Annotated in this window: 23 protein-coding genes and 1 other annotated feature; of the genes, 5 read left to right on the top strand and 18 right to left on the bottom strand. The window is 39.6% G+C overall.

Annotated elements, in window-relative coordinates; all coding sequences use genetic code 11:
• Nucleotides 1–2: 2 nt before the first annotated feature.
• Nucleotides 3–842 carry a ribosome biogenesis GTPase YlqF gene (gene ylqF, locus EHW90_RS00775; RefSeq protein WP_124950455.1) on the bottom strand — a complete coding sequence of 280 codons (840 nt, stop codon included), beginning with the start codon at nt 840–842 and terminating at the stop codon, nt 3–5.
• A 19-nt stretch (nt 843–861) separates the two neighbouring features.
• Complete coding sequence (gene lepB / locus EHW90_RS00770; RefSeq protein WP_124950453.1) at nt 862–1392, bottom strand: signal peptidase I; 531 nt, start codon at nt 1390–1392, stop codon at nt 862–864.
• Nucleotides 1393–1497: 105 nt separating this feature from the next.
• Between lepB and fumC the strand changes: the two genes are divergently transcribed.
• The gene (gene fumC, locus EHW90_RS00765; RefSeq protein WP_124950451.1) at nt 1498–2862 is read left to right on the top strand and encodes a class II fumarate hydratase; all 1365 of its coding nucleotides are present in this window, start codon (nt 1498–1500) and stop codon (nt 2860–2862) included.
• Between the two features lie 11 nt (nt 2863–2873).
• On the top strand, nt 2874–4235 hold the full coding sequence (locus tag EHW90_RS00760) for an MATE family efflux transporter (protein ID WP_124950449.1): 1362 nt from the start codon (nt 2874–2876) through the stop codon (nt 4233–4235).
• A gap of 54 nt (nt 4236–4289) precedes the next feature.
• On the opposite strand, the gene EHW90_RS00755 is transcribed toward EHW90_RS00760, so the two are convergent.
• The 3 genes from EHW90_RS00755 to EHW90_RS00745 all read right to left on the bottom strand — a co-directional run bounded on the left by EHW90_RS00755 (nt 4290) and on the right by EHW90_RS00745 (nt 9405).
• A complete protein-coding gene (locus EHW90_RS00755) occupies nt 4290–5003 on the bottom strand; it encodes a GTP pyrophosphokinase (RefSeq protein WP_060932027.1) in 714 nt (237 codons plus the stop codon).
• Between the two features lie 50 nt (nt 5004–5053).
• Nucleotides 5054–5824 carry an Mrp/NBP35 family ATP-binding protein gene (locus tag EHW90_RS00750; protein WP_060932028.1) on the bottom strand — a complete coding sequence of 257 codons (771 nt, stop codon included), beginning with the start codon at nt 5822–5824 and terminating at the stop codon, nt 5054–5056.
• Nucleotides 5825–5946: 122 nt separating this feature from the next.
• Nucleotides 5947–9405 (bottom strand): DNA polymerase III subunit alpha, encoded by a 3459-nt coding sequence (locus EHW90_RS00745; RefSeq protein ID WP_124950447.1) that lies wholly within the window; start codon nt 9403–9405, stop codon nt 5947–5949.
• A 175-nt stretch (nt 9406–9580) separates the two neighbouring features.
• On the opposite strand from EHW90_RS00745, the gene EHW90_RS00740 reads away from it, so the two are divergent.
• The gene (locus EHW90_RS00740) at nt 9581–9838 is read left to right on the top strand and encodes a type II toxin-antitoxin system RelB/DinJ family antitoxin (protein ID WP_124950445.1); all 258 of its coding nucleotides are present in this window, start codon (nt 9581–9583) and stop codon (nt 9836–9838) included.
• A 5-nt stretch (nt 9839–9843) separates the two neighbouring features.
• Nucleotides 9844–10101, top strand: a complete 258-nt coding sequence (locus tag EHW90_RS00735) for a Txe/YoeB family addiction module toxin (RefSeq protein ID WP_124950443.1) — start codon at nt 9844–9846, stop codon at nt 10099–10101.
• A 153-nt stretch (nt 10102–10254) separates the two neighbouring features.
• Here the strand turns inward: EHW90_RS00735 and EHW90_RS00730 are convergent, their stop codons facing one another.
• The 13 genes from EHW90_RS00730 to EHW90_RS00670 form a co-directional block, all read right to left on the bottom strand.
• On the bottom strand, nt 10255–10485 hold the full coding sequence (locus EHW90_RS00730) for a DUF3791 domain-containing protein (protein ID WP_060932032.1): 231 nt from the start codon (nt 10483–10485) through the stop codon (nt 10255–10257).
• The gene (locus EHW90_RS00725) at nt 10482–10955 is read right to left on the bottom strand and encodes a DUF3990 domain-containing protein (protein ID WP_124950441.1); all 474 of its coding nucleotides are present in this window, start codon (nt 10953–10955) and stop codon (nt 10482–10484) included. Before EHW90_RS00725 ends, EHW90_RS00730 begins: the two co-directional genes overlap by 4 nt.
• Nucleotides 10952–11188, bottom strand: a complete 237-nt coding sequence (locus EHW90_RS00720; RefSeq protein WP_124950439.1) for a DUF3791 domain-containing protein — start codon at nt 11186–11188, stop codon at nt 10952–10954. The genes EHW90_RS00725 and EHW90_RS00720 overlap by 4 nt, the downstream gene beginning before the upstream one ends.
• 7 nt (nt 11189–11195) lie before the next feature.
• On the bottom strand, nt 11196–11777 hold the full coding sequence (locus EHW90_RS00715; RefSeq protein ID WP_124950437.1) for a rhomboid family intramembrane serine protease: 582 nt from the start codon (nt 11775–11777) through the stop codon (nt 11196–11198).
• A gap of 27 nt (nt 11778–11804) precedes the next feature.
• A complete protein-coding gene (locus EHW90_RS00710; RefSeq protein WP_124950435.1) occupies nt 11805–12251 on the bottom strand; it encodes a DUF1934 domain-containing protein in 447 nt (148 codons plus the stop codon).
• 260 nt (nt 12252–12511) lie between these two features.
• Entirely contained in the window at nt 12512–13312 is an 801-nt protein-coding gene (murI, locus tag EHW90_RS00705; RefSeq protein WP_040458359.1) for a glutamate racemase, read from the bottom strand.
• A 4-nt stretch (nt 13313–13316) separates the two neighbouring features.
• On the bottom strand, nt 13317–14366 hold the full coding sequence (locus EHW90_RS00700; RefSeq protein WP_124950433.1) for a D-alanine--D-alanine ligase family protein: 1050 nt from the start codon (nt 14364–14366) through the stop codon (nt 13317–13319).
• Entirely contained in the window at nt 14366–15046 is a 681-nt protein-coding gene (locus tag EHW90_RS00695; RefSeq protein ID WP_124950431.1) for a GntR family transcriptional regulator, read from the bottom strand. Before EHW90_RS00695 ends, EHW90_RS00700 begins: the two co-directional genes overlap by 1 nt.
• A 16-nt stretch (nt 15047–15062) precedes the next feature.
• Complete coding sequence (ispE, locus tag EHW90_RS00690) at nt 15063–15941, bottom strand: 4-(cytidine 5'-diphospho)-2-C-methyl-D-erythritol kinase (protein ID WP_124950429.1); 879 nt, start codon at nt 15939–15941, stop codon at nt 15063–15065.
• A 119-nt stretch (nt 15942–16060) separates the two neighbouring features.
• Nucleotides 16061–16687, bottom strand: a complete 627-nt coding sequence (locus tag EHW90_RS00685; protein ID WP_124950427.1) for a GNAT family N-acetyltransferase — start codon at nt 16685–16687, stop codon at nt 16061–16063.
• Nucleotides 16665–17183 carry a peptidylprolyl isomerase gene (locus EHW90_RS00680; RefSeq protein WP_040458346.1) on the bottom strand — a complete coding sequence of 173 codons (519 nt, stop codon included), beginning with the start codon at nt 17181–17183 and terminating at the stop codon, nt 16665–16667. The genes EHW90_RS00685 and EHW90_RS00680 overlap by 23 nt, the downstream gene beginning before the upstream one ends.
• Nucleotides 17184–17358: 175 nt before the next feature.
• Nucleotides 17359–18795, bottom strand: a complete 1437-nt coding sequence (gene pyk / locus EHW90_RS00675) for a pyruvate kinase (RefSeq protein ID WP_124950425.1) — start codon at nt 18793–18795, stop codon at nt 17359–17361.
• A gap of 104 nt (nt 18796–18899) precedes the next feature.
• Entirely contained in the window at nt 18900–19721 is an 822-nt protein-coding gene (locus EHW90_RS00670) for a rhomboid family protein (protein WP_060932076.1), read from the bottom strand.
• A 283-nt stretch (nt 19722–20004) separates the two neighbouring features.
• Nucleotides 20005–20247 (top strand) — a binding site (T-box leader).
• A 283-nt stretch (nt 20248–20530) separates the two neighbouring features.
• Here EHW90_RS00670 and aroF point away from each other — a divergent pair.
• Nucleotides 20531–21544, top strand: a complete 1014-nt coding sequence (aroF, locus tag EHW90_RS00660; protein WP_124950423.1) for a 3-deoxy-7-phosphoheptulonate synthase — start codon at nt 20531–20533, stop codon at nt 21542–21544.

The following is a 21544-nucleotide window of genomic DNA, read 5'->3' as shown; positions in this document are numbered from 1 at the left end:
ACCTACGGCATCTGCAATGTGATTCTGCCAAGCTTACCTGACCTGAACTCGTTTACCAAAACCGAGGCCGCCTTGTCATAGTCAAGTTCTCCTCCCTTTTTGGTACATCCTCTTACTGTAGCTATTTTTATAAGGACGGCATTCTCGTCCTCACCTTCTTTAATATCAAATCTTTCTTCCAAAACTTCAGGCCTGTTTTTTAAAAGCCATTTGATAAGTTCAAGTCCAAGTTCTCTGATATCTATAATCATATCGTTGATGGAGCCGATAAATGCAATCATCTCTCCCACTCTCTCATCCTCAAACTTCGGCCACAGTATTCCCGGAGTGTCCAAAAGTTCCACCTGACCTTTAAGCTTTATCCACTGATTGCCCTTGGTAACACCAGGCTTATTACCTGTCTTTGCCATAGCTCTTCCTGAAACGGTATTGATAAGAGTCGACTTCCCGACATTCGGAATTCCTGCAACCATCGCCCTTACCGGTCTGTTCTTTATACCTCTTTTGGCATCTCGCTCTCTCTTATCCTTAGATACAGTCTCTATCGCTTTTATAAGTGAGTTTACACCGTTTTTTTGCCTTGAGTCCATGAACATACACTCATAGCCCTTCTCCTTATAATAACTTGCCCATCTTATATTGGCATTTTCATCTGCCAAATCCGCCTTATTCAGTATGATAATTCTTGACTTACCCGTGCCAAGCCCCATTATCTCGGGGTTTCTTGTAGCCTCGGGAGCTCTGGCATCTGTCATCTCTATAATAATATCCACAAGCTTTATGGCATCTGACATGGCACGCTTTGCCTTGGTCATATGCCCCGGATACCACTGTATTTTCATAAAAAATCCTTTCGTATACTTATCTGATAAAACCTATTCTTTTTATAGGCAACAATCTTATCCATGCATTACCTATTATCATATCCTTTGTTATATTGCCTATAGTGGAAGTTCTGGAATCTTCACTTCCCACTCTGTTATCACCAAGTACAAAATACTCCTTTGACATAAGCTGTATCTCTTCTGTGGCCAAACCTCCTGTACTCGCTTCACAAAACTTCTCAAGCGCCTTTCCGTTTATATAGACATAGCCGTCCTTTATATTTACCGTCTCCCCCGGAAGGCCTATTACTCTTCTGATACATACTCTGCCGTCTCTGTTTTTAAATGCTATTACATCAAATCTTTTCGGCTTGAAGAATGTGTATGCCGCCTTATTTATAAGCGCCGCTTCACCCTGTTCTATCTGTGGCGACATTGACTGCCCCACCATATATGTTCTGTCCCCGAATATGAATACTACAAACCATGCAAGTGAAAGTATCACCGCCAGTTGCATAAGAGTATCAAGTACAATTAAAAATTTTGATTCCTGTTTCTTTATTTTCATCTGTTGCCCTGTTTTTTTATTCTGTTTTTTGTTAAACTACTGTATAGCAGTGTATTAAAGTTCTCTTTTAGAACTTCGTTTTATTATAGCATATAGGAGAAGACTATGGAATATCGTATCGAGCATGACTCTATGGGAAATATAGAGGTGGAAGCGGACAAATATTTCGGTGCACAGACAGCCAGAAGCCTGTCAAACTTTAAAATAGGCACCGAGAAGATACCCCTTGAGGTTATAAGAGCATTTGCATATCTGAAAGCGGCCTGTGCCACAACAAATAACGAGCTTGGCAAGCTTTCAAAAGAAAAGGCGGATATAATAAACGCCGTTTGTAAAGAAATACTTGAAGGAAAACTTGATGAGCATTTTCCTCTTTCGGTATGGCAGACCGGCAGCGGCACTCAGAGCAATATGAATGTCAACGAGGTCATTACAAACAGAGGCAATGAACTTGCAGGTAAGAGATTGCTTCATCCCAACGATGATGTAAATATGTCACAAAGCTCAAATGATACATTTCCTGCCGCAATGCATATAGCGGCATTGATTGAAATCAGCGATAAATTACTGCCTTCACTTAATGAACTTATACTTGCTTTTAAAAAGCTTGAAGAGGAGAATGCAGGCATCGTAAAATCAGGCAGAACACATTTGCAGGATGCCACTCCGATAGCTTTCTCACAGGAAATCAGCGGTTGGAGAGCTTCACTTGAAAATGACTGTAATCAGATAAGCAACTCACTTGAGTTTATAAAAAAGCTTGCACTCGGAGCCACCGCCGTTGGTACCGGACTTAACTGCCCTAAGGGCTTTGACATATCTGTAGCAAAAAATATTTCAAAGCTTACAGGTAAGGAATTTATCACGGATGGCAACAAGTTTCACGCTCTTACCTCAAAGTCGGAGCTTTCCTTTGTACACGGCAGCTTATCTTCACTGGCAACAGACCTTATGAAAATAGCCAATGATATCAGATGGCTCTCAAGCGGTCCAAGATGCGGCCTCGGTGAAATATTTATACCTGAAAACGAACCCGGAAGTTCTATAATGCCCGGCAAGGTAAACCCTACACAGTGTGAATCCATGACTATGGTCTGTGTACAGGTTATGGCAAATAATGTCGCCGTAAATATGGCTTCAAGTCAGGGCAATTTTGAGCTGAATGTATTCATGCCTGTACTTATTCACAACTTCCTGCAGTCCGTAAGACTGCTCTCTGACGGTATGGACTCCTTCAGAGTACACTGTGTATGCGGAATAAAGGCAAACAGACAAAAGATGCACGAAAATCTTCACAATTCACTGATGCTTGTAACCGCCATCAGCCCATATATCGGCTATGAATCGGCTGCCAAGGTCGCAAAGCTTGCACATAAGGAAAACATATCACTGAAAGAAGCTACATTAAAACTTGACTTAATGACTGAAGAAGAGTTTGATAAGGTTTTTAAACCTGAAGAAATGGTATAGAAAGGATTTATATGGCAAAATCAAAAAGTCCTGACATGACAAAGGGCAATATAACCGCACAGCTTTTATTATTCTTCTTTCCGATACTGCTCGGAACATTCTTTCAACAGCTCTACAATACCGCCGACGCGGTCATAGTCGGACAGAATGTAGGAAAGCTGGGGCTTGCGGCGGTAGGAGGTACTACAAGTACACTGATAAACCTCTTTATCGGAATATTCGTCGGGCTCTCGTCAGGATTCAGTGTAATTATTTCACAACACTTCGGTGCCAAAAACCACAGACTTGTAAGCGAATGTGTGCATACCGCAATTACGTTCTCGCTTATAGTAGGCATAGCGGTAAGTATATTGGGTGCTATATTTTCAAAGACTATGCTCTCATATATGAACGTGCCTGAAGATATAATGCCTATGGCAATCCCTTATCTTCAAATCTACTTCCTCGGACTTGCACCGAACCTTATCTACAACATGGGTGCAGGGCTTTTAAGAGCTGTAGGCGATTCAAAGACTCCGCTGATTTTTCTTATTATCAGCTGCTTTATCAATATAATACTTGATATCCTTTTGATAAAATATATGGGTATGGGCGTGGTCGGAGCGGCTGTCGCCACAGTCACCTCACAGGTGGTCAGCGCAATACTTGTTATAGTAGTGCTTTCACGCAGAAAGGACGCGCTGAGACTTTTTATAAGAAAGCTGCATATCAACTTCTCAGAGTTAAGAAAGATGGTCAGCATAGGTACCGCCGCAGGAATGCAATCTGCGATGTACACTATTGCAAATATACTTATACAGGCTTCCATCAACACTCTGGGAACCGATACTATTGCCGCATTCACAGCCTACGGCAAAATAGATACTCTGTTTTGGATGACAATACAGTCACTCGGTATATCCGTAACCACATTTACAGGTCAAAACTTCGGCTACGGCAATAAAGAAAGAGTAAAAAAAGGTATCATACACGGAATGATTCTTTCCGTTGTGATTACCGGAATAGTTATGCTCTTACTGAAGCTTTTCGGCAGAAGTATCTATACACTGTTTACAAATGATAAAAGTGTACTTGATATAGGCACAGATATGCTCAACTTCATGGTAGTCGCGTTCCCGACCTATATCACCATTGAGATATTCTCCGGCTCTCTTCGCGGCATCGGCGACAGCTGGATACCTATGATAATGACTGCAAGCGGCGTATGTGTACTAAGAATAGCATGGATAATTGTGATGGTACCTAAGTACCCGAATATCTTCACCATACTTTGGGCTTACCCTCTCTCATGGGTAACCACAAGTATACTGTTTATCATATATATGTTTTTATTCAGCAAAATGAGACGTTGGTTAAAAAATAATATATACTAAAAAAGGGGTTGGTGTAACATTTTTAAGTTACACCAACCCTTTCTTAACGTCTATTTATCGGGGTTTTCTTATCTCTATTCCCCTTGACTCTATATTCTTTCTTATATTAAGCATCTGTACATCCGTACCTGCTATCACATCGGCACATTCTTTAAGCTGTCTTTCCACATCCTCGGAGTCAATAAACTCTTTCTTATACTTAAGCTGATGGTCAAGGCTTGCCCAAAAATCCATAGCAATTGTCCTTATCTGTACTTCCACTCTCATAGGCTGCTTTTTATCTGAGAAAAATACAGGTATTTCAATTATAAGATGATAGGAACGATATCCGTTTTCTTTAGGTTTCTTTATGTAGTCCTTGACTGCAATAAGCTTTACATCATCCTGCCTTGTAAGCATATCGGCAACTTCATAGATGTCGTCCAGAAATGAACATATGACTCTGATACCCGCCACATCGTCCAGATTTTTTACTATGGATTCAAGTGTCAGAGGCAGACCTCGCCTTTTCAACTTTTCCACTATGCTCTTAGGCTTTTTTACTCTGGACTTTATCACCTCAATAGGATTTCTCCTGTTTTTTACAGAAAGCTCATCATTTAAAACCTCAAGCTTTGTTTTCACCTCTCTGATAGCACAGGTATACATCATCATTGCTTCCTGAAATTTCTGTGCCATTTCATGTATTTCATCCGGTATCTGCACCAAATCAGGAACCTGTACAATGGACTGTTCCAGCTCGTTATTCGGATTGTTTGATATATACATAAGTTCTCCCGCCTGTATGTGGGCAAAATAAACCTGTCCACATCAAAATTTTATTTTAAAATAGAATCAGCCGCTTCATCAAGCCAAGGTGCCTGCACATATTCTACAAGACCGGCATCAACCTGCTTTGCCACCTCAGGGTCAATCGGGATCTTTGCCAAAACTTTAAGTCCCTCTTTTTTTGCGATCTCATCAATGTGGCTCTTGCCGAATATCTCATGTCTGTGTCCGCAGTCAGGGCACTCAAAATAGCTCATATTCTCAACCAGACCGAGGATAGGTACATTCATCTTCTTAGCCATATTTACAGCCTTGGTAACGATCATTGAAACCAGCTCCTGCGGACTTGTAACTATTATGATGCCGTCTACAGGTATTGACTGGAATACTGTAAGCGGAACATCTCCTGTACCCGGAGGCATATCCACAAACATATAGTCGATATTATTCCATACGGTATCCTTCCAAAACTGCTTTACAACACCTGCTATTACAGGTCCTCTCCATATAACAGGGTCTGTCTCATTCTCCAAAATAAGATTTGTACTTACCACATTGATTCCTGTATTTGTAACTGCAGGAACCATAAGCTGATCGTATGTTACGCCAAGCTTTCCGCTAAGTCCGAATGCCTTAGGTATTGAAGGTCCTGTAATGTCCGCATCGATAATACCCACTCTGAATCCCTTTGTCATAGCCTTTACAGCCATAAGAGATGTTACAAGGCTCTTACCTACGCCTCCCTTTCCGGAGACAATTCCTATAACTTTATTTACACTGCTTTGAGGGTCGAGCTCTTCCCTGAATTCATTATTTGCCATATTAAAACCACATAGACCTAAGTCTATGATTTCCTTTCTTACTAAAATCTTGTACCGAAACGCGGTACCATATTATTATACTAAAAGACTCTACATTTTTCCATGTATTTAATCCGCCTGCATTATATTTTCTCAACCACCTTTACATTCTCACTGCCAAGTCTCTGCGCTAAAATCTCACAAGCCTCGCTTGCAGGCACGCACCACTCACCTCCAAGATCCTTTTTTGCTCTCTCTTTTTTCAAATAGATGATGACGCTGTCATTGCCGTTTAATGTTCCTATATCTGCAAGGAGGTTGCCAAGGTCCTCTTCATAACTTACCTTATCAGGATACTGTATCCAAAGTTCTTTCTTTATTCTTCCGAACTCTCTCACAGTCTCTACAATAAGCTTTCCCTCTTCCTCTCCCGAGGTGTCCACTCTTCCTTTAACAAAGACCTTTCCGCCTTCAATAAGCTCGCTGCCGTAGCCCTCAAACGCCTTCGGAAATACTACAAGCTCTATTCTTCCGTACATATCCTCCAGAGTACATATAGCCATCATATCACCTTTTTTTGTAAACCTTTTATTCACCTCGGTAAGCAGACCTCCGACTACCACCTTTCTGCCCGACTCAAGCAAAATATTGCCGTCCTCATCGGGATAAAAGTCTATACTTCTGGCGTCTGCATACTTTTCAAGCATCGGGATATACTCTTCCAAAGGATGACCGCTTACATACATTCCGAGTACTTCCATCTCATACTTTAAAAGTTCTTCTTTTTTGTACTCTTCTATATGTATCATCTCGGACACAAAACTGTCTTTATCGTCATCCGCCACCACATCAAAAAATGACATCTGTCCCGGTATCGTCGCCTTGCTCTCCTTGGACTTTTTATCACTCAAAAGTTCCGCATTCAAAATCTTTTCATGTCTGTTTCCGTCCAGACAGTCAAGCGCACCGGCCTTTATAAAACTTTCAATACTCCTCTTGTTCAAATCCTTTTGCGGCAATCTGTTTATGAAATTTTCAAGTGTCAAATATTTTCCGTTCAATGTCCTCTCTCTGACCAATGCATCCGCTACAGCCTTACCTACTCCCTTTATAGTGGCAAGTCCAAATCTGATTCCGTCCTTATCCACGCTGAAGGCTCCTTCACCCAAGTTTACATCAGGCGGTAAAATCTTGATGCCCATATCCAAAAGGCTTCCCATATATTCTGACAGCTTTGCAGGATTGTCACTTACAGAGGTAAGCGATGCCGCCATAAATTCCTTCGGATAATAGTACTTCAGATAAGCGGTCTGGTATGAAATTACCGCATAGCAGGCGGCATGTGACTTGTTGAAGGCATAGCTTGCAAAGTCAATCATTTCGTCAAAGATTCGATTTGCTATCTTTTCATCTATACCGTTTTTTATACAACCTGTAATGTTCTTTTCTTCATTTCCGTAGATGAAATTTTTTCTTTCCATCTCCATGACATGAGTTTTTTTCTTACTCATCGCACGACGAACCTCATCACTTCCGCCCATAGTATACCCTGCAAGGTCTCTGACTATCTGCATTACCTGCTCCTGATATACAATGCATCCGTAAGTAGGCTCAAGTATTGAAATCAGCTGTGGAGTATCATAACTTACCTTGCCCTTTGAATTCTTTCCTTCAATGTACTTCGGTATAAAGTCCATAGGACCCGGACGGTACAGTGAAATACCGGCTATGATATCTTCCAAATTTTCAGGCTTTAACCTCTTCATAAAGCTTTGCATTCCGCCGCTTTCAAGCTGGAACACCGCATCGGTCTTTCCGGTAGAGATGAACTCATACACCTTCTTATCCGCGTAATCTATCTTTTTAAGGTCAATATCCACACCGTGATTTTTCTTTATCATATCCAAGGCGTTTTGAAGTACCGTAAGTGTACGAAGTCCCAAAAAGTCCATCTTCAGAAGGCCCAGTTCTTCCAAGGTGGTCATGGTAAACTGTGTTGTCACCGCATCATCAATTCCAAGTGCAAGCGGTACATACTCCTCAACAGCCTTTTTTGAAATTACGACACCTGCCGCATGCATACTGGCATGTCTCGGCAAGCCCTCAAGCTTTAAGCTGTAGTCAATAAGCTCATGTACCGCCTCGTCACCGTCATAAAGTTCTTTAAGTTCTTTATTTCTTTCAAGTGCCAAACTAAGTGTGATGTCCTTATCTCTCGGTATCATCTTTGCAATGCTGTCACATCTGGCATACGGAATCTCCATAGCCCTGCCCACATCTCTGATAACACCTCTTGCCTGCAATGTACCGAATGTGATTATCTGACACACCCTCTCGCTGCCGTATTTATTTACCACATATTCAATGACCTCTCCTCTTCTCTCATCGGCAAAGTCCACATCTATATCGGGCATGGATACTCTCTCGGGATTCAAAAACCTCTCAAAGATAAGATTGTACTTGATAGGATCAATATCCGTAATACCAAGGCAATACGATACCACACTTCCTGCCGCCGATCCTCTTCCCGGTCCTACAGATATTCCCACACTTCTCGCATAATTTATATAGTCCCAAACTATCAAAAAGTAATCTATATAGCCCATTGTCTCTATGACTCCAAGCTCATAGTACATTCTTTTTTCTATCTCTTCACGGTTTTCATAATCTTTGTGGTAGTTTCTTTCAAAACCGCTCCTACATAAGCTCTCAAGGTACTCTTTGGCGGACATATTGTTCGGAACCTGATACTCAGGTAGCTTGGTCTCACCGAACTTTATCTCCACATTGCACATATCTGCAATCTTACCCGTATTTTCAATAGCCTCAGGCGCATAAGGAAATAATGCTTTCATCTCATCTTCAGACTTTAAAAAGAATTGTCCGCCTTCATATCTCATCCTGTCAGGGTCTGATACCGTCTTACCGGTCTGTATGCATAAAAGTATATCATGTGCCGTAGCGTCCTCAGCATTGATATAGTGGATATCATTGGTCGCCACAAGCGGAATATCCAGTTCCTTGCCTATCCTTACAAGTGACTGATTTACAAACTTCTGCTCGGGTATGCCGTGGTTTTGTAATTCCAGATAGAAATTACCTTCTCCAAAGAGGTCCTTATACTTTTTTGCCACCTTTTTGGCATCATCTTCTCTTCCTCTTGATATAAGCTTCGGTATCTCTCCCGCCAAACAGGCTGAAAGTGCTATTATGCCCTCGTGATATTCCTGTAACAGTTCAAAATCTATTCTTGGCTTGTAATAAAACCCTTCAGTAAAGCCTTTTGACACTATCTTTGTCAGATTCTCATATCCTTCATTGTTTTTTGCCAATAAAATAAGATGATAGTATCTATCACCCTGCTTTGCCTGTTTTTCAAATCTTGATGAAGGGCTTACATACACCTCACATCCAAGTATCGGCTTTATACCGTTTGCCTTAGCTTCTTTATAAAAATCAATGACTCCATACATCACGCCGTGGTCAGTGATAGCCAGTGAAGTCATGTTCAGTTCCTTTGCACGACTTATTATCTCTTTTATCTTACAGGACCCGTCAAGCAGTGAATATCCCGTATGTACATGTAAATGTGTAAAAGACATAGTTCTCCTTTTTTAAGTTCATATTGAGTATATTATATCATATTTTTGGAAATTGGAGAGTATCTGTGAAAATTAATATGAAATATATTATGTAAATATATTTTATATTATTTTTCTTGTACTTTTCTTTACAAATGCTATAATAAACTCAACAATATAAGAAAGGAGAAGTTTTATGGCACAGACCGTTAATGTAAACTTTCGTATGGATGAAGCCGACAAGAAAAAAATGGAGAGCGTATGTAGTGAACTTGGACTCTCTATGAGTGCAGCCTTTACCATATTTGCCAAAAAAATGGGCAGAGAGCACCGTATACCTTTTGAAGTTTCTGTGGATCCGTTTTATTCGGAGAGTAATGTAGCTCATTTACGCCGAGGAGTGGCTGCCCTTAATGCCGGGCTTGGTGTAGAGCATGATATTATAGAGGAGTAAAACTTATGCATAAAATATGGTTTGATGAAGCATGGGAAGACTACCTTTATTGGCAAAGTCAGGATAAAAAAACTCTAAAACGTATTAATGGGCTGATCAAGGATATCGAACGCAATTATTTTGACGGTATAGGCAAACCCGAGCCTCTTAAAGGCGAATTCAGCGGCTTTTGGAGCAGGCGTATCGATGATACCAATAGATTAATATATAGGATTTCTACTGGGGTTTTGGAAATTCTATCCTGTCGCGGTCACTATAATTAATATAAATGGAGATATCACAAAGTATAAGAATTTTGTGATATCTCCATTTTAAACAATTATCCCTGATCATTAAAAGCTTTAAATATACAGATATCGTCATTTTGGTACAGCAGATATCCTACGCTAAAGCTCTCATCATCTGTTGAGTATATTTCATATAGCTTTCCTGTTTACATACTCACCACTATATTCTCGCTCCAAGTCCTCAATCAAATATTCATCACTCATACAATGCATATCTGAAATTCCTTTACTCATCAATTCATATGTAAATGAGTGATAAAAAAAATCTAAAGATTCATCAATTGAAATATTTTTTTTTCGTGCAAATTTTTCTATAATACGTGCATATTTCTTTTGTAATAACACAGGATTTGCATTCATATAGTCTCACTTCCCTCATATAATAAACTGTAATCCAACGCTTTTTGTGTTCTGAAGCATATCTGTAGATTAGGCTTTTCATATTTTAATCGACCTATAGCCTCTTTCTTGTCAATCAGCCCGTCAAAGAATAATTCAATAGTGTTAAATACTTTATCATTAGCAACACCACCTATTACCAAATCATAATCTGATACATCCTTGCCCGCTCTACAATTTAAAATAAAGTCCAACCATTCATCTGAATATGTATCAAAATGTAATACTTTTAATTTATGAAGTACTTTTTCATCAAATCTATAATATGAGATTATCCCACTGCCTCCATTTCTCTTAAACTTTCTTGCCCAATTTACGGCCTGTTCATACAATGGCGTTGTGTAAAATCCCAATCCGAAATCAACATTTTTTCTTGAATGTAATAAATCCGGTGATTTAATTTCCAGATATGAACCATGATATAATCTCATACCGGCAAACCTCTTTTCTTCATCACATCCAAAATATCTTCAATAATATAGTCCTTACCCTGTGTATGTAATACATCATATGACGGTACTATATAACTGTTTAATATATCGCTGTCCTCTGTCAGTATTCGATATACTTCTCTTCCATCTTTTCCAAGTCTTTTTGCAACACCTTCTATACAAAATAACACATATTCCAAAACAGAAATATTACATATTATTTCTCTCTCCATAAAATCCTTAGTACCTGTTCATCTTCCCCTTATTCATAATATATCCAAGTACCGCACCTACTATACCGCCAAGTATATGAGTAAGGTTTGAGATATTGTCCTGTACAAAGACTCCCTGATATACCTGCTGCCCTATATATAAAAGTGCAACCACAATAAATGTGAAAGGAATCCTGCCTTCTCTGAATCCCGCAAAGGATGAGAGCAAAATAAAGGCGAATACCACACCGCTTGCACCAAGCAAATAAACGTGCGGGAATACAAAAAAGTGAACCAGACCTGTCACAAGCGCCGTGGCAAGTATTACAAAAAGTATATTCGCAGAACCGTACTTTTCCTCAAGCATAGGTCCTATTACAAGTATCAACATTATATTCCCGAGGAAATGATCCAAGTTTGCATGACCAAGTACATGTCCGAAAAATCTGAAGTAGGTGAACGGGTCTATAAATGATGACCTGTAAACACTGAACAACAATCTTGTGGAAAACCCTCCTGTCAGATTGTCTACCACATATACTATAAAACTTAGAATCACAAATCCTAGAATAATTGGTGAATTAAATGAAATTTTTAATTTTTTATCCATACTCCTCCGCATACCGAATAAGGGCAGTCACCCACCCTTATTATCAACTCTGTCAACCGCTTCAACTATATGAATTCTCATTTTTGAATTAGATGCACGATCTCCCTCTATATAAAGCAAATACTCAATATAGACATTTATCTCATCTTCATTCATATCGATCAAAAGGAGCTTCGTCTCCGTCTCCATATTCAATCTGCCAAAGGGAGTGTCATATATTGCTTTAAACCTACTGTTATTGGCAAATACCATCTTGGAATTCACCACACCCTCTTTGATAATTTCAACCTTATTTTTCTTTACTATTATTGTATTAAGGATAATTTCATCAAAACCTTGGGCTTCTTCCACGTAAGTTATCTTATGTGTATCACCATCAACATAGTGATTACCTGAAATATTCACGGCAATAGGATCTGTCTCATCGTATCTAAGATGAGCGCCGCTAATCTCAATATCTACAAATTCTTTCATAATCTTCTACCTTAAAACTATAGCAGAAGCCGCAATACGGTCTCTACCCAACCCTAAGCTACCACCGGTTGTTTATGCAAATATCAAGTTTAAAATAAAAGAATGATAGTTTACTAGAAAAATGTATCTCCCCACTATTCTATATAAAATAACCTTAAATAAAAAACTGATAACTATGCTCAACAAAGAATGCCTGTCTGCGTCTTGTATACCTTATCTAGCTAATCTATTTGTATGCATTCTGCAAAGCCTAATGTTTTTTAAAATTCTTCTATATTGATTACACCCGTATTCTTCACAACACCGGGTATAATAGAAGATGCAAAATCACTAAATCTTTCTGCCATGTCACTGACATAAAACTCATGGAAAACCTCACCCTTATCGGCACATAAGTTTTCACACGTCAACAAAGATTTCAATTCCTTTGCTGTTTCGTATGCAGGATTCACAAGGGAAACTCCCTCACCCATAATCCTTCTGAATGTATTATATAGTAAAGGATAATGAGTACATCCCAATACTAAACTGTCAATATGTCTGCTTTTTAAGTCGCTGACATATCTGGAAATGATTTCATCTGTAACACTGTCATTGATAAGTCCCTCCTCCACCAACGGAACCAGCAGCGGACAGGCTTTTTGTATTACTTCAAGCTCGCTATTTATCTCATGAATAGTCTTTTCATATATACCGCTGGATATTGTACCGCTGGTACCTACCACACCTATCCTACCGACCTTGGTAGTCTTGGCTGCGGTTATGGCGCCTGCATGGATAACACCCATAATAGGTATATCAATCTCTGTCTTCAATATGTCAAGTGCAAAAGCACTGGCGGTATTACACGCAATCACAATAGCTTTTACATTTTTTGTCTGTAAAAATTTAACAATCTGGCCGGAATACTTGATAATTGTATCCTTGGACTTGGAGCCGTATGGAACTCTGGCCGTATCACCGAAGTATACAATACTTTCATTCGGCATCTGCGCTATAATTTCCTTGGCGACCGTCAGTCCGCCTACACCGGAATCAAATACTCCTATAGGTAAATTCAAAAAATCACCCTCTCTCAAAAGCTAATTCTATTAGTTTATCAACAAGAGATTTTTTGTCAATACCTGCAGCCTCAAATAACATCGGATACATACTTATTGCCGTAAATCCCGGCATGGTATTTATCTCGTTGAATACAATCTCTCCGTCTTCCTTTGCAAAGAAGTCCACTCTTGAAAGTCCGAAACCGTCTAAAGCCGTAAAAATCTTTTTCGCACACTCAGGAAGATTCTCTCTCACGCCGTCAGGAAGTTTTGAATCAAGCAAAGTAAGTGAATCAAGCTTATACTTGGCATCGTAATCATAAAATGTTGCAGCGGATTTTATCTCTCCTACACCGCTTGCCACTACATCTCCCGGTCTTCCAAGTACTCCGCATTCCACCTCATGCCCTACTATCGTCTCCTCAACAAGGACCTTTCTGTCGTGCTTTAGTGCTTCAAGTATGCCCTTTTTAAGTTCTTCAGTGTTTGAGGCTTTTGATACACCTCTTGAAGAACCCGCATTTGAAGGCTTTATGAATACAGGATACTCAAATCTGTCTTCTATTGTTCTTATCTTCCCTGTCAAATCCTCCTTGACCTCATAGTCAAGTACAGCCTCATATGCCGCCTGTCTTATTCCGAGTTTATCTACTACAAGCTTTGTGTAGAGCTTGTCCATGCCTATGGCACTTGCAAGTACTCCACATCCCACATAAGGAATCTTTGCCAGCTCCAACAAACCTTGAATTGTTCCGTCTTCTCCGTACAGTCCGTGCAGAACAGGGAAAACCACATCTACAGGAATTTCTTTATACTCTCCCCCTGTCTCTATCATTATACACTTTTTTGTAGCATCAGGCAAAATATATGCGCCTGTTTTTGAATTCAGCCAGCTGCCGTCCTCCATTGAAGCTATACTGTCTACCTTAAGCCATTTGCCTTCCTTTGTAATACCGATAAGTATAAGCTCGTACTTATCCGTATCCACCTGCTTTGACACATTCGTTGCAGATATTACAGATATCTCATGCTCAGAGGACTGACCTCCGAATATTATTGCTAATCTCCTCATTACCTTGTAGGTGCTTCCTTAATTTGTCTGGAAACATTGACCTCCTGATTATTTATATGCTCGGCAATGATTCTCTTAGCTTCCGACTTATCCCTACTCTCCAATGCTCTAAGTATCATCTCATGCTCATCCATAAGCTGATTTCTTGTAGCTTCCGCCTTAACATACTCCAGTCTGTAACGGTACATCTGCTCACGCAAATTATTGATCATCTGTACCAGCTTATCATTACCTGTGCTTGTAAATATTATATCATGAAATTTCTCATCTGCACGCGCAATATCAATAATATCTTTATTTTCTATAGAATTAACAAACTCTTCCTCGGCCTGTTTCAATTCTTCTATCTCATCATCCGTAATCTTTGTGCATGAAAGCTCTATTGCAAGTTCCTCAAGTGCCCTTCTTACCTCAAGTGTATCTCTTAGGCTCTTTTCCGTAATACCTGCCACCTCGGCTCCCTTCCTAGGAATCATAAGCACCAGACCTTCAAGCTCAAGCATCCTTATAGCCTCTCTGATAGGAGTTCTTGATACTCCAAGCTTCTTTGAAAGAGCTATCTCCATAAGTCTCTCACCCGGCTGCAACTCTCCTCTGAGTATTGCCTGCCTCAAAGTTTTAAAAACCACATCTCTTAGCGGCATATATTCATCTACATCTGCATGTGAAAAATTTGTCATTTTATCCTCCATCTATCTAAACAGTAGTTGTAGTCTCTATATAATTTATTCTGTCATCTTTTTCCAGTACGGCTTTTGTTCTAAGCATATCACTGTCGTTATCAAAGATACCGAAAATAGCGGTTCCGCTGCCGCTCATCAGGCTTCCCAAACAATTGTTGTCATACATTATCTGCTTTATCTGTGCAATAAAAGGTAAAAGTTTCAAAGACGGTACTTCCAAAATATTGTCAAGCGCTTTAGCTATCTTTACAGTCTTTATGTCATCCGTATCGTCGCTTTCAATAATTGAAACCATCTCTCTTACATCCTTATGTTTAAATCCGGTCTTATTAAGAGTCTCAATATTCAAATTTTCGTATACAAGCTTTGTTGAAAGCCCTGCTGCAGGCTTTGCAACCAAAAGCTTAAGCTTCGGCAATTTCTTAAGCGGTATCAACTTCTCTCCGATACCCTTTGCCAATACCGTGCCGCCCATTATACAAAACGGAATATCGGCTCCCAGACTTGCTCCGAGTTCAATCAACCTCTCAGTTGTAATACCCAGATTGAAAAGCTCGTTCACAGCTTTAAGTGTGGCCGCCGCATCCGCACTTCCGCCTGCCATACCGGCTTGCATAGGAATGTTCTTTTCAAGTCTGACCTCTACGCCGAAATCTTTTTTTGTTTCCTTTTGTAACAGTACTATCGCCCTATATATAAGATTGGTCTCATCTGTCGCCAAATCCTTATTGTTACATATCAGTGATATCTTCTTTTCTTCAAGTTCTCTTATTTCGAGTACATCCGCAATATCAACATTTGTCATAACCATTTCTACATCATGGTATCCGTCAGCTCTTCTTGATAATACATCCAAGCATAAATTTATCTTTGCAAATGCCTTTACCTTCATCTACTAACCCCTGTTCTTTTCAGTGCCCAAAATTTTGTATCTAAAATTATACATTAAAAACTGTATAAAAACAACAGTTAGGTTTTTCTAACTCTATGGCACAAAAAATACTTTCACAGTCAATTTAATATATTTACTCCCAACTTATCGGCTAAATTTATAGATGCCGTATTGGAAATATCTATTCTTGTATACACATCCCTTGCTCCATATGTTTCCTCAATATATTTCAGTAAATATTTACAAACTTTGAATGTATAGCCTCTTCTTCGATACTTTTTATCTGTTATATATGAGAGAAAACATCTGTTGTCTTCATTATAAAATCCTGCCAGTCCCATCACTTCTTTCTCATTCTCAAACACATACAGTCCGTATCCGTAGAAATCATAGTGAAAATCTATATACTCCCGCAACCTCTCTATATTTTTAAACGGAAACTCACAAAACTTTGAGAAAATTTCAAAGTCGTCCAGACACAGCTCACGAATTTTTATATCATCCGTTTTTCCTATACATACAGGTATATGCAAATATCTGCAAGCCACTTTCTCCAAATACTTTTCGTCTATATCGGCATAGTCAAGTACCGCATACTTTGAAACCGCTATATCTATATCTTCTTTGCCAAGTATAGCAACTGTGGCTCTATGGGAGTTAAACGCCTCCCAAAGAGCCACATTCTCATCTGAAATCACTATATCACAGTGCCTTCCACAGATATTAACACTTTTCAGGCTCTGCATAATCTTCGCCGAATGTCTCAACCGTCATTGATTTTATCTTCTGCTCGGTATTCGGTCTGTCATTGTAGTCCGTATCAACTGATGCTATTTTGTCTACAACATCCATTCCCTCTATTACGGAACCGAATGCGGCATATGCTCCATCAAGATGAGGTGCATCCTGATGCATGATAAAAAACTGTGAACCTGCCGAGTTAGGGCTCATAGCTCTTGCCATTGAGATAACTCCTCTTGTATGTGCGAGGTCGTTTTGGAATCCGTTCTGACTGAACTCACCCTTGATTTGATAATCAGGGCCGCCCATACCGTTTCCCTGCGGACATCCGCCCTGTATCATAAATCCGTTTATTACTCTGTGGAAAGTAAGTCCGTCATAAAACTTCTGATTGATAAGACTTATGAAGTTTCTTACAGTGTTAGGTGCCACTTCAGGGTAAAGTTCGATTTTGATTACCGAGTCATCCGACATTGTCAATGTTACTATTGGATTTTTCATATGTTTCTCCTTTTTAATCTCAATAAAGTCACTCAGATGTAAACACCTTTGTGACTTTATGGATTGGGTCTTTCGACCGTTCATTATATATATTTTATCATATCTTAGTCTGTTTTTGTACAAAAATATGAGACCTTTGCTAAAAAATGTAGTTTTTAAAGCCTATATGACAAAACTATTTTACAGTCTCAACCTGCATTGTATTGGTGTATCTTGCCGGTCCTCTGTCAGCCTTCTTAGGTATAATACCTGCAGTAACGACTACCAAATCTCCCGACTTAAGATATTTTTCTCTCTTAAGAATATCTATAGATGACTCTATAAGTACATCTGTAGTATCGGCTCTCTTTGCAAATACAGGTACCACTCCGTATAAAAGCTGCATCTGACGAATTGTTGTGATGCTTGGGCTCATTCCGTAAACAGGAATAGTCGATCTCCACTTTGAAAGCATTCTTGTAGTAAATCCGCTGATGGAAGGTGCAATAATTGCCTTCGCCTCAAGCTGATCCGCTGTAGAAACTGCAGCATATCCTACCTGATTTGAAATATTCTTCTTATCCATTTTGTTTACTTTTCTGTTTCTGTACTGTGTATGATCAAGGTGTATCTCTGTCTCCTTTGCAATCTTAACCATCATCTTAAGTGCCTCAAGCGGATACTTACCCATTGCGGACTCTCCTGAGAGCATTATGGCATCCGTACCGTCGTAGATAGCATTTGCCACATCTGAAACCTCGGCTCTTGTAGGTCTTGGATTTCTGATCATGGAATCAAGCATCTGTGTAGCTGTGATTACAGGCTTTCCTGCCACTGAACACTTCTCGATAAGTTTCTTCTGAATGAAAGGAAGTCTTGCGGCGTCTATCTCAACACCCATATCTCCTCTTGCTACCATGATACCGTCACTTGCTTCAATGATATCGTCCATATTGTCGATACCCTCTTGGTTTTCAATCTTTGAGATAACCTGGATGTTTGCATGCTTTTCTGCAAGAATTTCTTTAATCTGGCGAACCGCATCACCGTTTCTGATAAAAGATGCCGCTATAAACTCAAATCCGTTGTCACAGGCAAACTTTATATCCTCTATATCTTTTTGTGTAAGTGCAGGAAGCTTTATTGAAACTCCCGGTACATTAACACCCTTCTTTTCTCCAAGCTCACCGCCGTTTAAAACTTTGGTGTGGATATCAGGTCCGTCCACATTTATAACTTCAAGTGCGATAAGACCGTCATCTATAAGTATTTTATCGCCTGCCTTTACATCTTCGTTAAGCCCGCTGTAGTTGATAAAGCCTTTTTTGTCATTTCCTACACACTCGTTTATTGTAAGTGTATATTCATTTCCGGCAACAAGAGTAACCTTGTTTCCGCCCTCAAGTAAACCTGTTCTTATCTCAGGTCCCTTTGTATCAAGAAGTGCAGCCACCTCTTTTCCGGTTTCTTCTCTTACTTCTCTTAATATATTCAATCTGCCCAAATGCTCTTCATAATCACCATGTGAAAAGTTGAATCTGGCAACGTCCATTCCTGCGATTGCCATATCTTTCATAAGCTTTTTGTCGTTTGTATTCGGACCCATAGTACATATAATTTTTGTTCTTTTCATTTTCCTTTTCCTCTTTATCTTTCTACAAGCTAAAATACTACCACTCATCCATAAATGTATCAAGATACATTTATAAAATGTTACATCATTACAGGGTATCTCATTTATTCCACATGAGTATGTGTATATAAGTGGTCTGAACAGTACTCAAGATTACCTTTACATTTTGAGCAATATCTAAACTCAAGTGTATCGTCATCTTTTTCGGTTCTTCCGCATACTGCACATCTGTGTATAGGCTCACCTGCCGGTCTCATCTTTACCGCCTTTTTAAACTTTACCTGTCTGACTACATTCTTCGGTGATATTCTGTTCCAATTTCTTGTCATCAGATAGAATATAACAAAGTTTAACAAGCTAAGCCCTATAGATACCTTTGTTATGACGCCTCCTATTATAAAACTATAAACTTCAATAAGCAAATATACAAACGCCAAATATTTCGCTTTTATAGGCAGTACAAAGTACAGATAAAATGTCATATCGGGGTATGTAAGTGCAAATGCCAAAAATATGGACATATTCAGGCTGTCAGGTGTAAGTAAAAAGACGCTTGCCGCTTCACCATATACCGCATATAAGATAAATGCTCCTATTATAAGGAATATATACCCCATGAACATATACACGTTAAATCTGAAACTGCCCCAAACTCTCTCAAGATTTGTTCCGAGGCTGTAATACAGTACAAGCATTATTGCCGCAAACAGCACATTCTGCTCGGGTACATACATAATCCATGTGATAAGTCTCCAAACCTGCCCTGAAAGTATCTTTGCCACATCAAGAGACATATATTCATAATATATCTGTATATTCACCAAAGATATCACAAAACCTACAGCATACAGTGCAGTCAGATACATCATCAGATTTCTGATTGCGTATCTTCCAAATTTCCTCTCCAGTTTTTCAAAAAAAGCCATCATTCTCCTTTCTTTGTGACGCTTTAATGATTTACTTGCAGTATTAAGACTGCCAAGCACAATCTTAGGTAGCATTATATCATTTATAAGGCTTTTATGTAAATGACCATAAAAGCGGAAAGCATCACAATTCCTTGTTCTGTAAACATATATGGCATATATCTTCTAACGCCTGAACTTTCTTCATTTTTGAGGTGACATTTTTGCACCTCAAAAAACGCCTGAACTGTAATGATTATTTTTGTTGACAGTCACATGATTTTATATTACAATCGTGAAATCAAGCAAACCGTTGATATGGAGATAAAGTCGGTTATGACTTCACAGAGAGTCCGGGTGGCTGAGAGCCGGATAAGAAACAGTCTGACAAATGGACCATGGAGGGCGTAGTCAAATGCGTAAGCAGAGTATTCTACGACGTTCGCATACGTTAGTTGCAAGGGATATGTAGGTATCTTAAAGTGCACAGGTCATACTGTGAATCAAGGTGGCACCGCGATTTTTTTGTTGAAATTTCGTCCTTGTTAAATAAAACCGCTAAGGTTTTACTTAACAAGGACTTTTTTGCGTGATACTAGAGTCTCAAAGGATTACCCACTCTTCAACTTGTTGTAAGAGGGGGTAAGTCCTTGAGACTCGTACAGACATGAGTACGCAGCCATTTTCAGTCAGGAAAATGCGCGGAGTACAAATGCCTGTACGGATTGCGGGAGCACGCAGTGCGGAGCAATGCAGTATCACGCAAGTCAAAAGCACCACCAAGCTTACTACTTTTATATCACTTATATAACACATTATTAGGAGGACATATGGTATTTATTTTAAAAGCCGGCGTCAGCGAAGAGGCAATAAAAAACTTCAGACAAGAATTTGAAAATATAGGATTTGATACAATATACGCTCCGGGCACGGAGCATACTGCAGTCTGCCTTATCGGCAACACTGCAAAAATAGATATGGACACAATAGTAGCCACACATCCGATAGTGGACTACGGCAAAAGAGTAACAGAGACATATAAAGCAGCCGGAAGAACAGTTCACCCTGACGATACAATCGTAAAAGTCGGCGATGTGAATATAGGCAGCGGCACATTCACAGTTATTGCAGGACCTTGCAGTGTAGAGACAAGAGAACAGATAACAATGGTGGCTGACAGCGTGAAAAAAAGCGGCGCCGTAATCCTTCGAGGAGGCGCATTTAAGCCAAGAACCTCACCATATGCCTTCCAAGGGCTTGGAAAAGAAGGACTTGACTACCTTGAGTCTGCCAAAGAAGCTGTAAATATTCCGATTATCTCTGAAGTAATGAATCAGACACAGATACCTCTGTTTGAAAATGTAGATATCATACAAATCGGAGCCAGAAATATGCAAAACTTCGACCTGTTAAAAGAAGTCGGCAAATTGAAAAAGCCTATACTTCTAAAAAGAGGACTTTGCAATACTATAGAAGAATTCCTGATGAGTGCCGAATATATAATGGCATCAGGAAACGAAAACGTAATCCTCTGTGAAAGAGGCATAAGAACCTTTGAAACCGCTACAAGAAACACCCTTGACCTTGGAGCTGTTGCACTGTTAAAAGAAAAAACACATCTTCCTATACTGGTAGACCCAAGCCATGCGGTAGGTATCAGATCACTTGTACCGCCTCTTGCAAAGGCCGCACTTGCCGTAGGTGCAGACGGCATTATGGTGGAGGTGCACAACAATCCGGCAAAAGCTCTTTGTGACGGAGCACAGTCACTTGACCTTGACCAATTTGACCATTTGATGCAGGACATCAAAAAAAGAGTTGTACTTGAAGGAAAGACATTGTAA

The sequence above is a fragment of the Lachnoanaerobaculum orale genome (genome assembly GCF_003862485.1).
In the GTDB taxonomy this organism is placed as follows: Bacteria; Bacillota; Clostridia; order Lachnospirales; family Lachnospiraceae; genus Lachnoanaerobaculum; species Lachnoanaerobaculum orale.
The sequence above is the reverse complement of the archived record's forward strand: the minus strand, read 5'-3'. Positions and strand labels throughout refer to the sequence as shown.

Bases quoted from the DNA above. Each gene is read 5' to 3' on its own strand.
- EHW90_RS00715 (WP_124950437.1), bottom strand. From the start codon at position 11,777: ATGGATAAAAAATTAAAAATTTCATTTAATTCACCAATTATTCTAGGA.
- EHW90_RS00685 (WP_124950427.1), bottom strand. From the start codon at position 16,687: ATGCAGAGCCTGAAAAGTGTTAATATCTGTGGAAGGCACTGTGATATA.
- EHW90_RS00680 (WP_040458346.1), bottom strand. From the start codon at position 17,183: ATGAAAAATCCAATAGTAACATTGACAATGTCGGATGACTCGGTAATC.
- pyk (WP_124950425.1), bottom strand. From the start codon at position 18,795: ATGAAAAGAACAAAAATTATATGTACTATGGGTCCGAATACAAACGAC.
- EHW90_RS00750 (WP_060932028.1), bottom strand. From the start codon at position 5,824: ATGGCAAATAATGAATTCAGGGAAGAGCTCGACCCTCAAAGCAGTGTA.
- EHW90_RS00710 (WP_124950435.1), bottom strand. From the start codon at position 12,251: ATGAAAGAATTTGTAGATATTGAGATTAGCGGCGCTCATCTTAGATAC.
- EHW90_RS00700 (WP_124950433.1), bottom strand. From the start codon at position 14,366: ATGAGGAGATTAGCAATAATATTCGGAGGTCAGTCCTCTGAGCATGAG.
- EHW90_RS00755 (WP_060932027.1), bottom strand. From the start codon at position 5,003: ATGTATATATCAAACAATCCGAATAACGAGCTGGAACAGTCCATTGTA.
- EHW90_RS00670 (WP_060932076.1), bottom strand. From the start codon at position 19,721: ATGGCTTTTTTTGAAAAACTGGAGAGGAAATTTGGAAGATACGCAATC.
- ylqF (WP_124950455.1), bottom strand. From the start codon at position 842: ATGAAAATACAGTGGTATCCGGGGCATATGACCAAGGCAAAGCGTGCC.
- ispE (WP_124950429.1), bottom strand. From the start codon at position 15,941: ATGAAGGTAAAGGCATTTGCAAAGATAAATTTATGCTTGGATGTATTA.
- EHW90_RS00745 (WP_124950447.1), bottom strand. From the start codon at position 9,405: ATGTCTTTTACACATTTACATGTACATACGGGATATTCACTGCTTGAC.
- EHW90_RS00725 (WP_124950441.1), bottom strand. From the start codon at position 10,955: ATGAGATTATATCATGGTTCATATCTGGAAATTAAATCACCGGATTTA.
- aroF (WP_124950423.1), top strand. From the start codon at position 20,531: ATGGTATTTATTTTAAAAGCCGGCGTCAGCGAAGAGGCAATAAAAAAC.
- EHW90_RS00695 (WP_124950431.1), bottom strand. From the start codon at position 15,046: ATGACAAATTTTTCACATGCAGATGTAGATGAATATATGCCGCTAAGA.
- EHW90_RS00735 (WP_124950443.1), top strand. From the start codon at position 9,844: ATGCATAAAATATGGTTTGATGAAGCATGGGAAGACTACCTTTATTGG.
- lepB (WP_124950453.1), bottom strand. From the start codon at position 1,392: ATGAAAATAAAGAAACAGGAATCAAAATTTTTAATTGTACTTGATACT.
- EHW90_RS00740 (WP_124950445.1), top strand. From the start codon at position 9,581: ATGGCACAGACCGTTAATGTAAACTTTCGTATGGATGAAGCCGACAAG.
- EHW90_RS00760 (WP_124950449.1), top strand. From the start codon at position 2,874: ATGGCAAAATCAAAAAGTCCTGACATGACAAAGGGCAATATAACCGCA.
- EHW90_RS00720 (WP_124950439.1), bottom strand. From the start codon at position 11,188: ATGGAGAGAGAAATAATATGTAATATTTCTGTTTTGGAATATGTGTTA.
- fumC (WP_124950451.1), top strand. From the start codon at position 1,498: ATGGAATATCGTATCGAGCATGACTCTATGGGAAATATAGAGGTGGAA.
- EHW90_RS00730 (WP_060932032.1), bottom strand. From the start codon at position 10,485: ATGAATGCAAATCCTGTGTTATTACAAAAGAAATATGCACGTATTATA.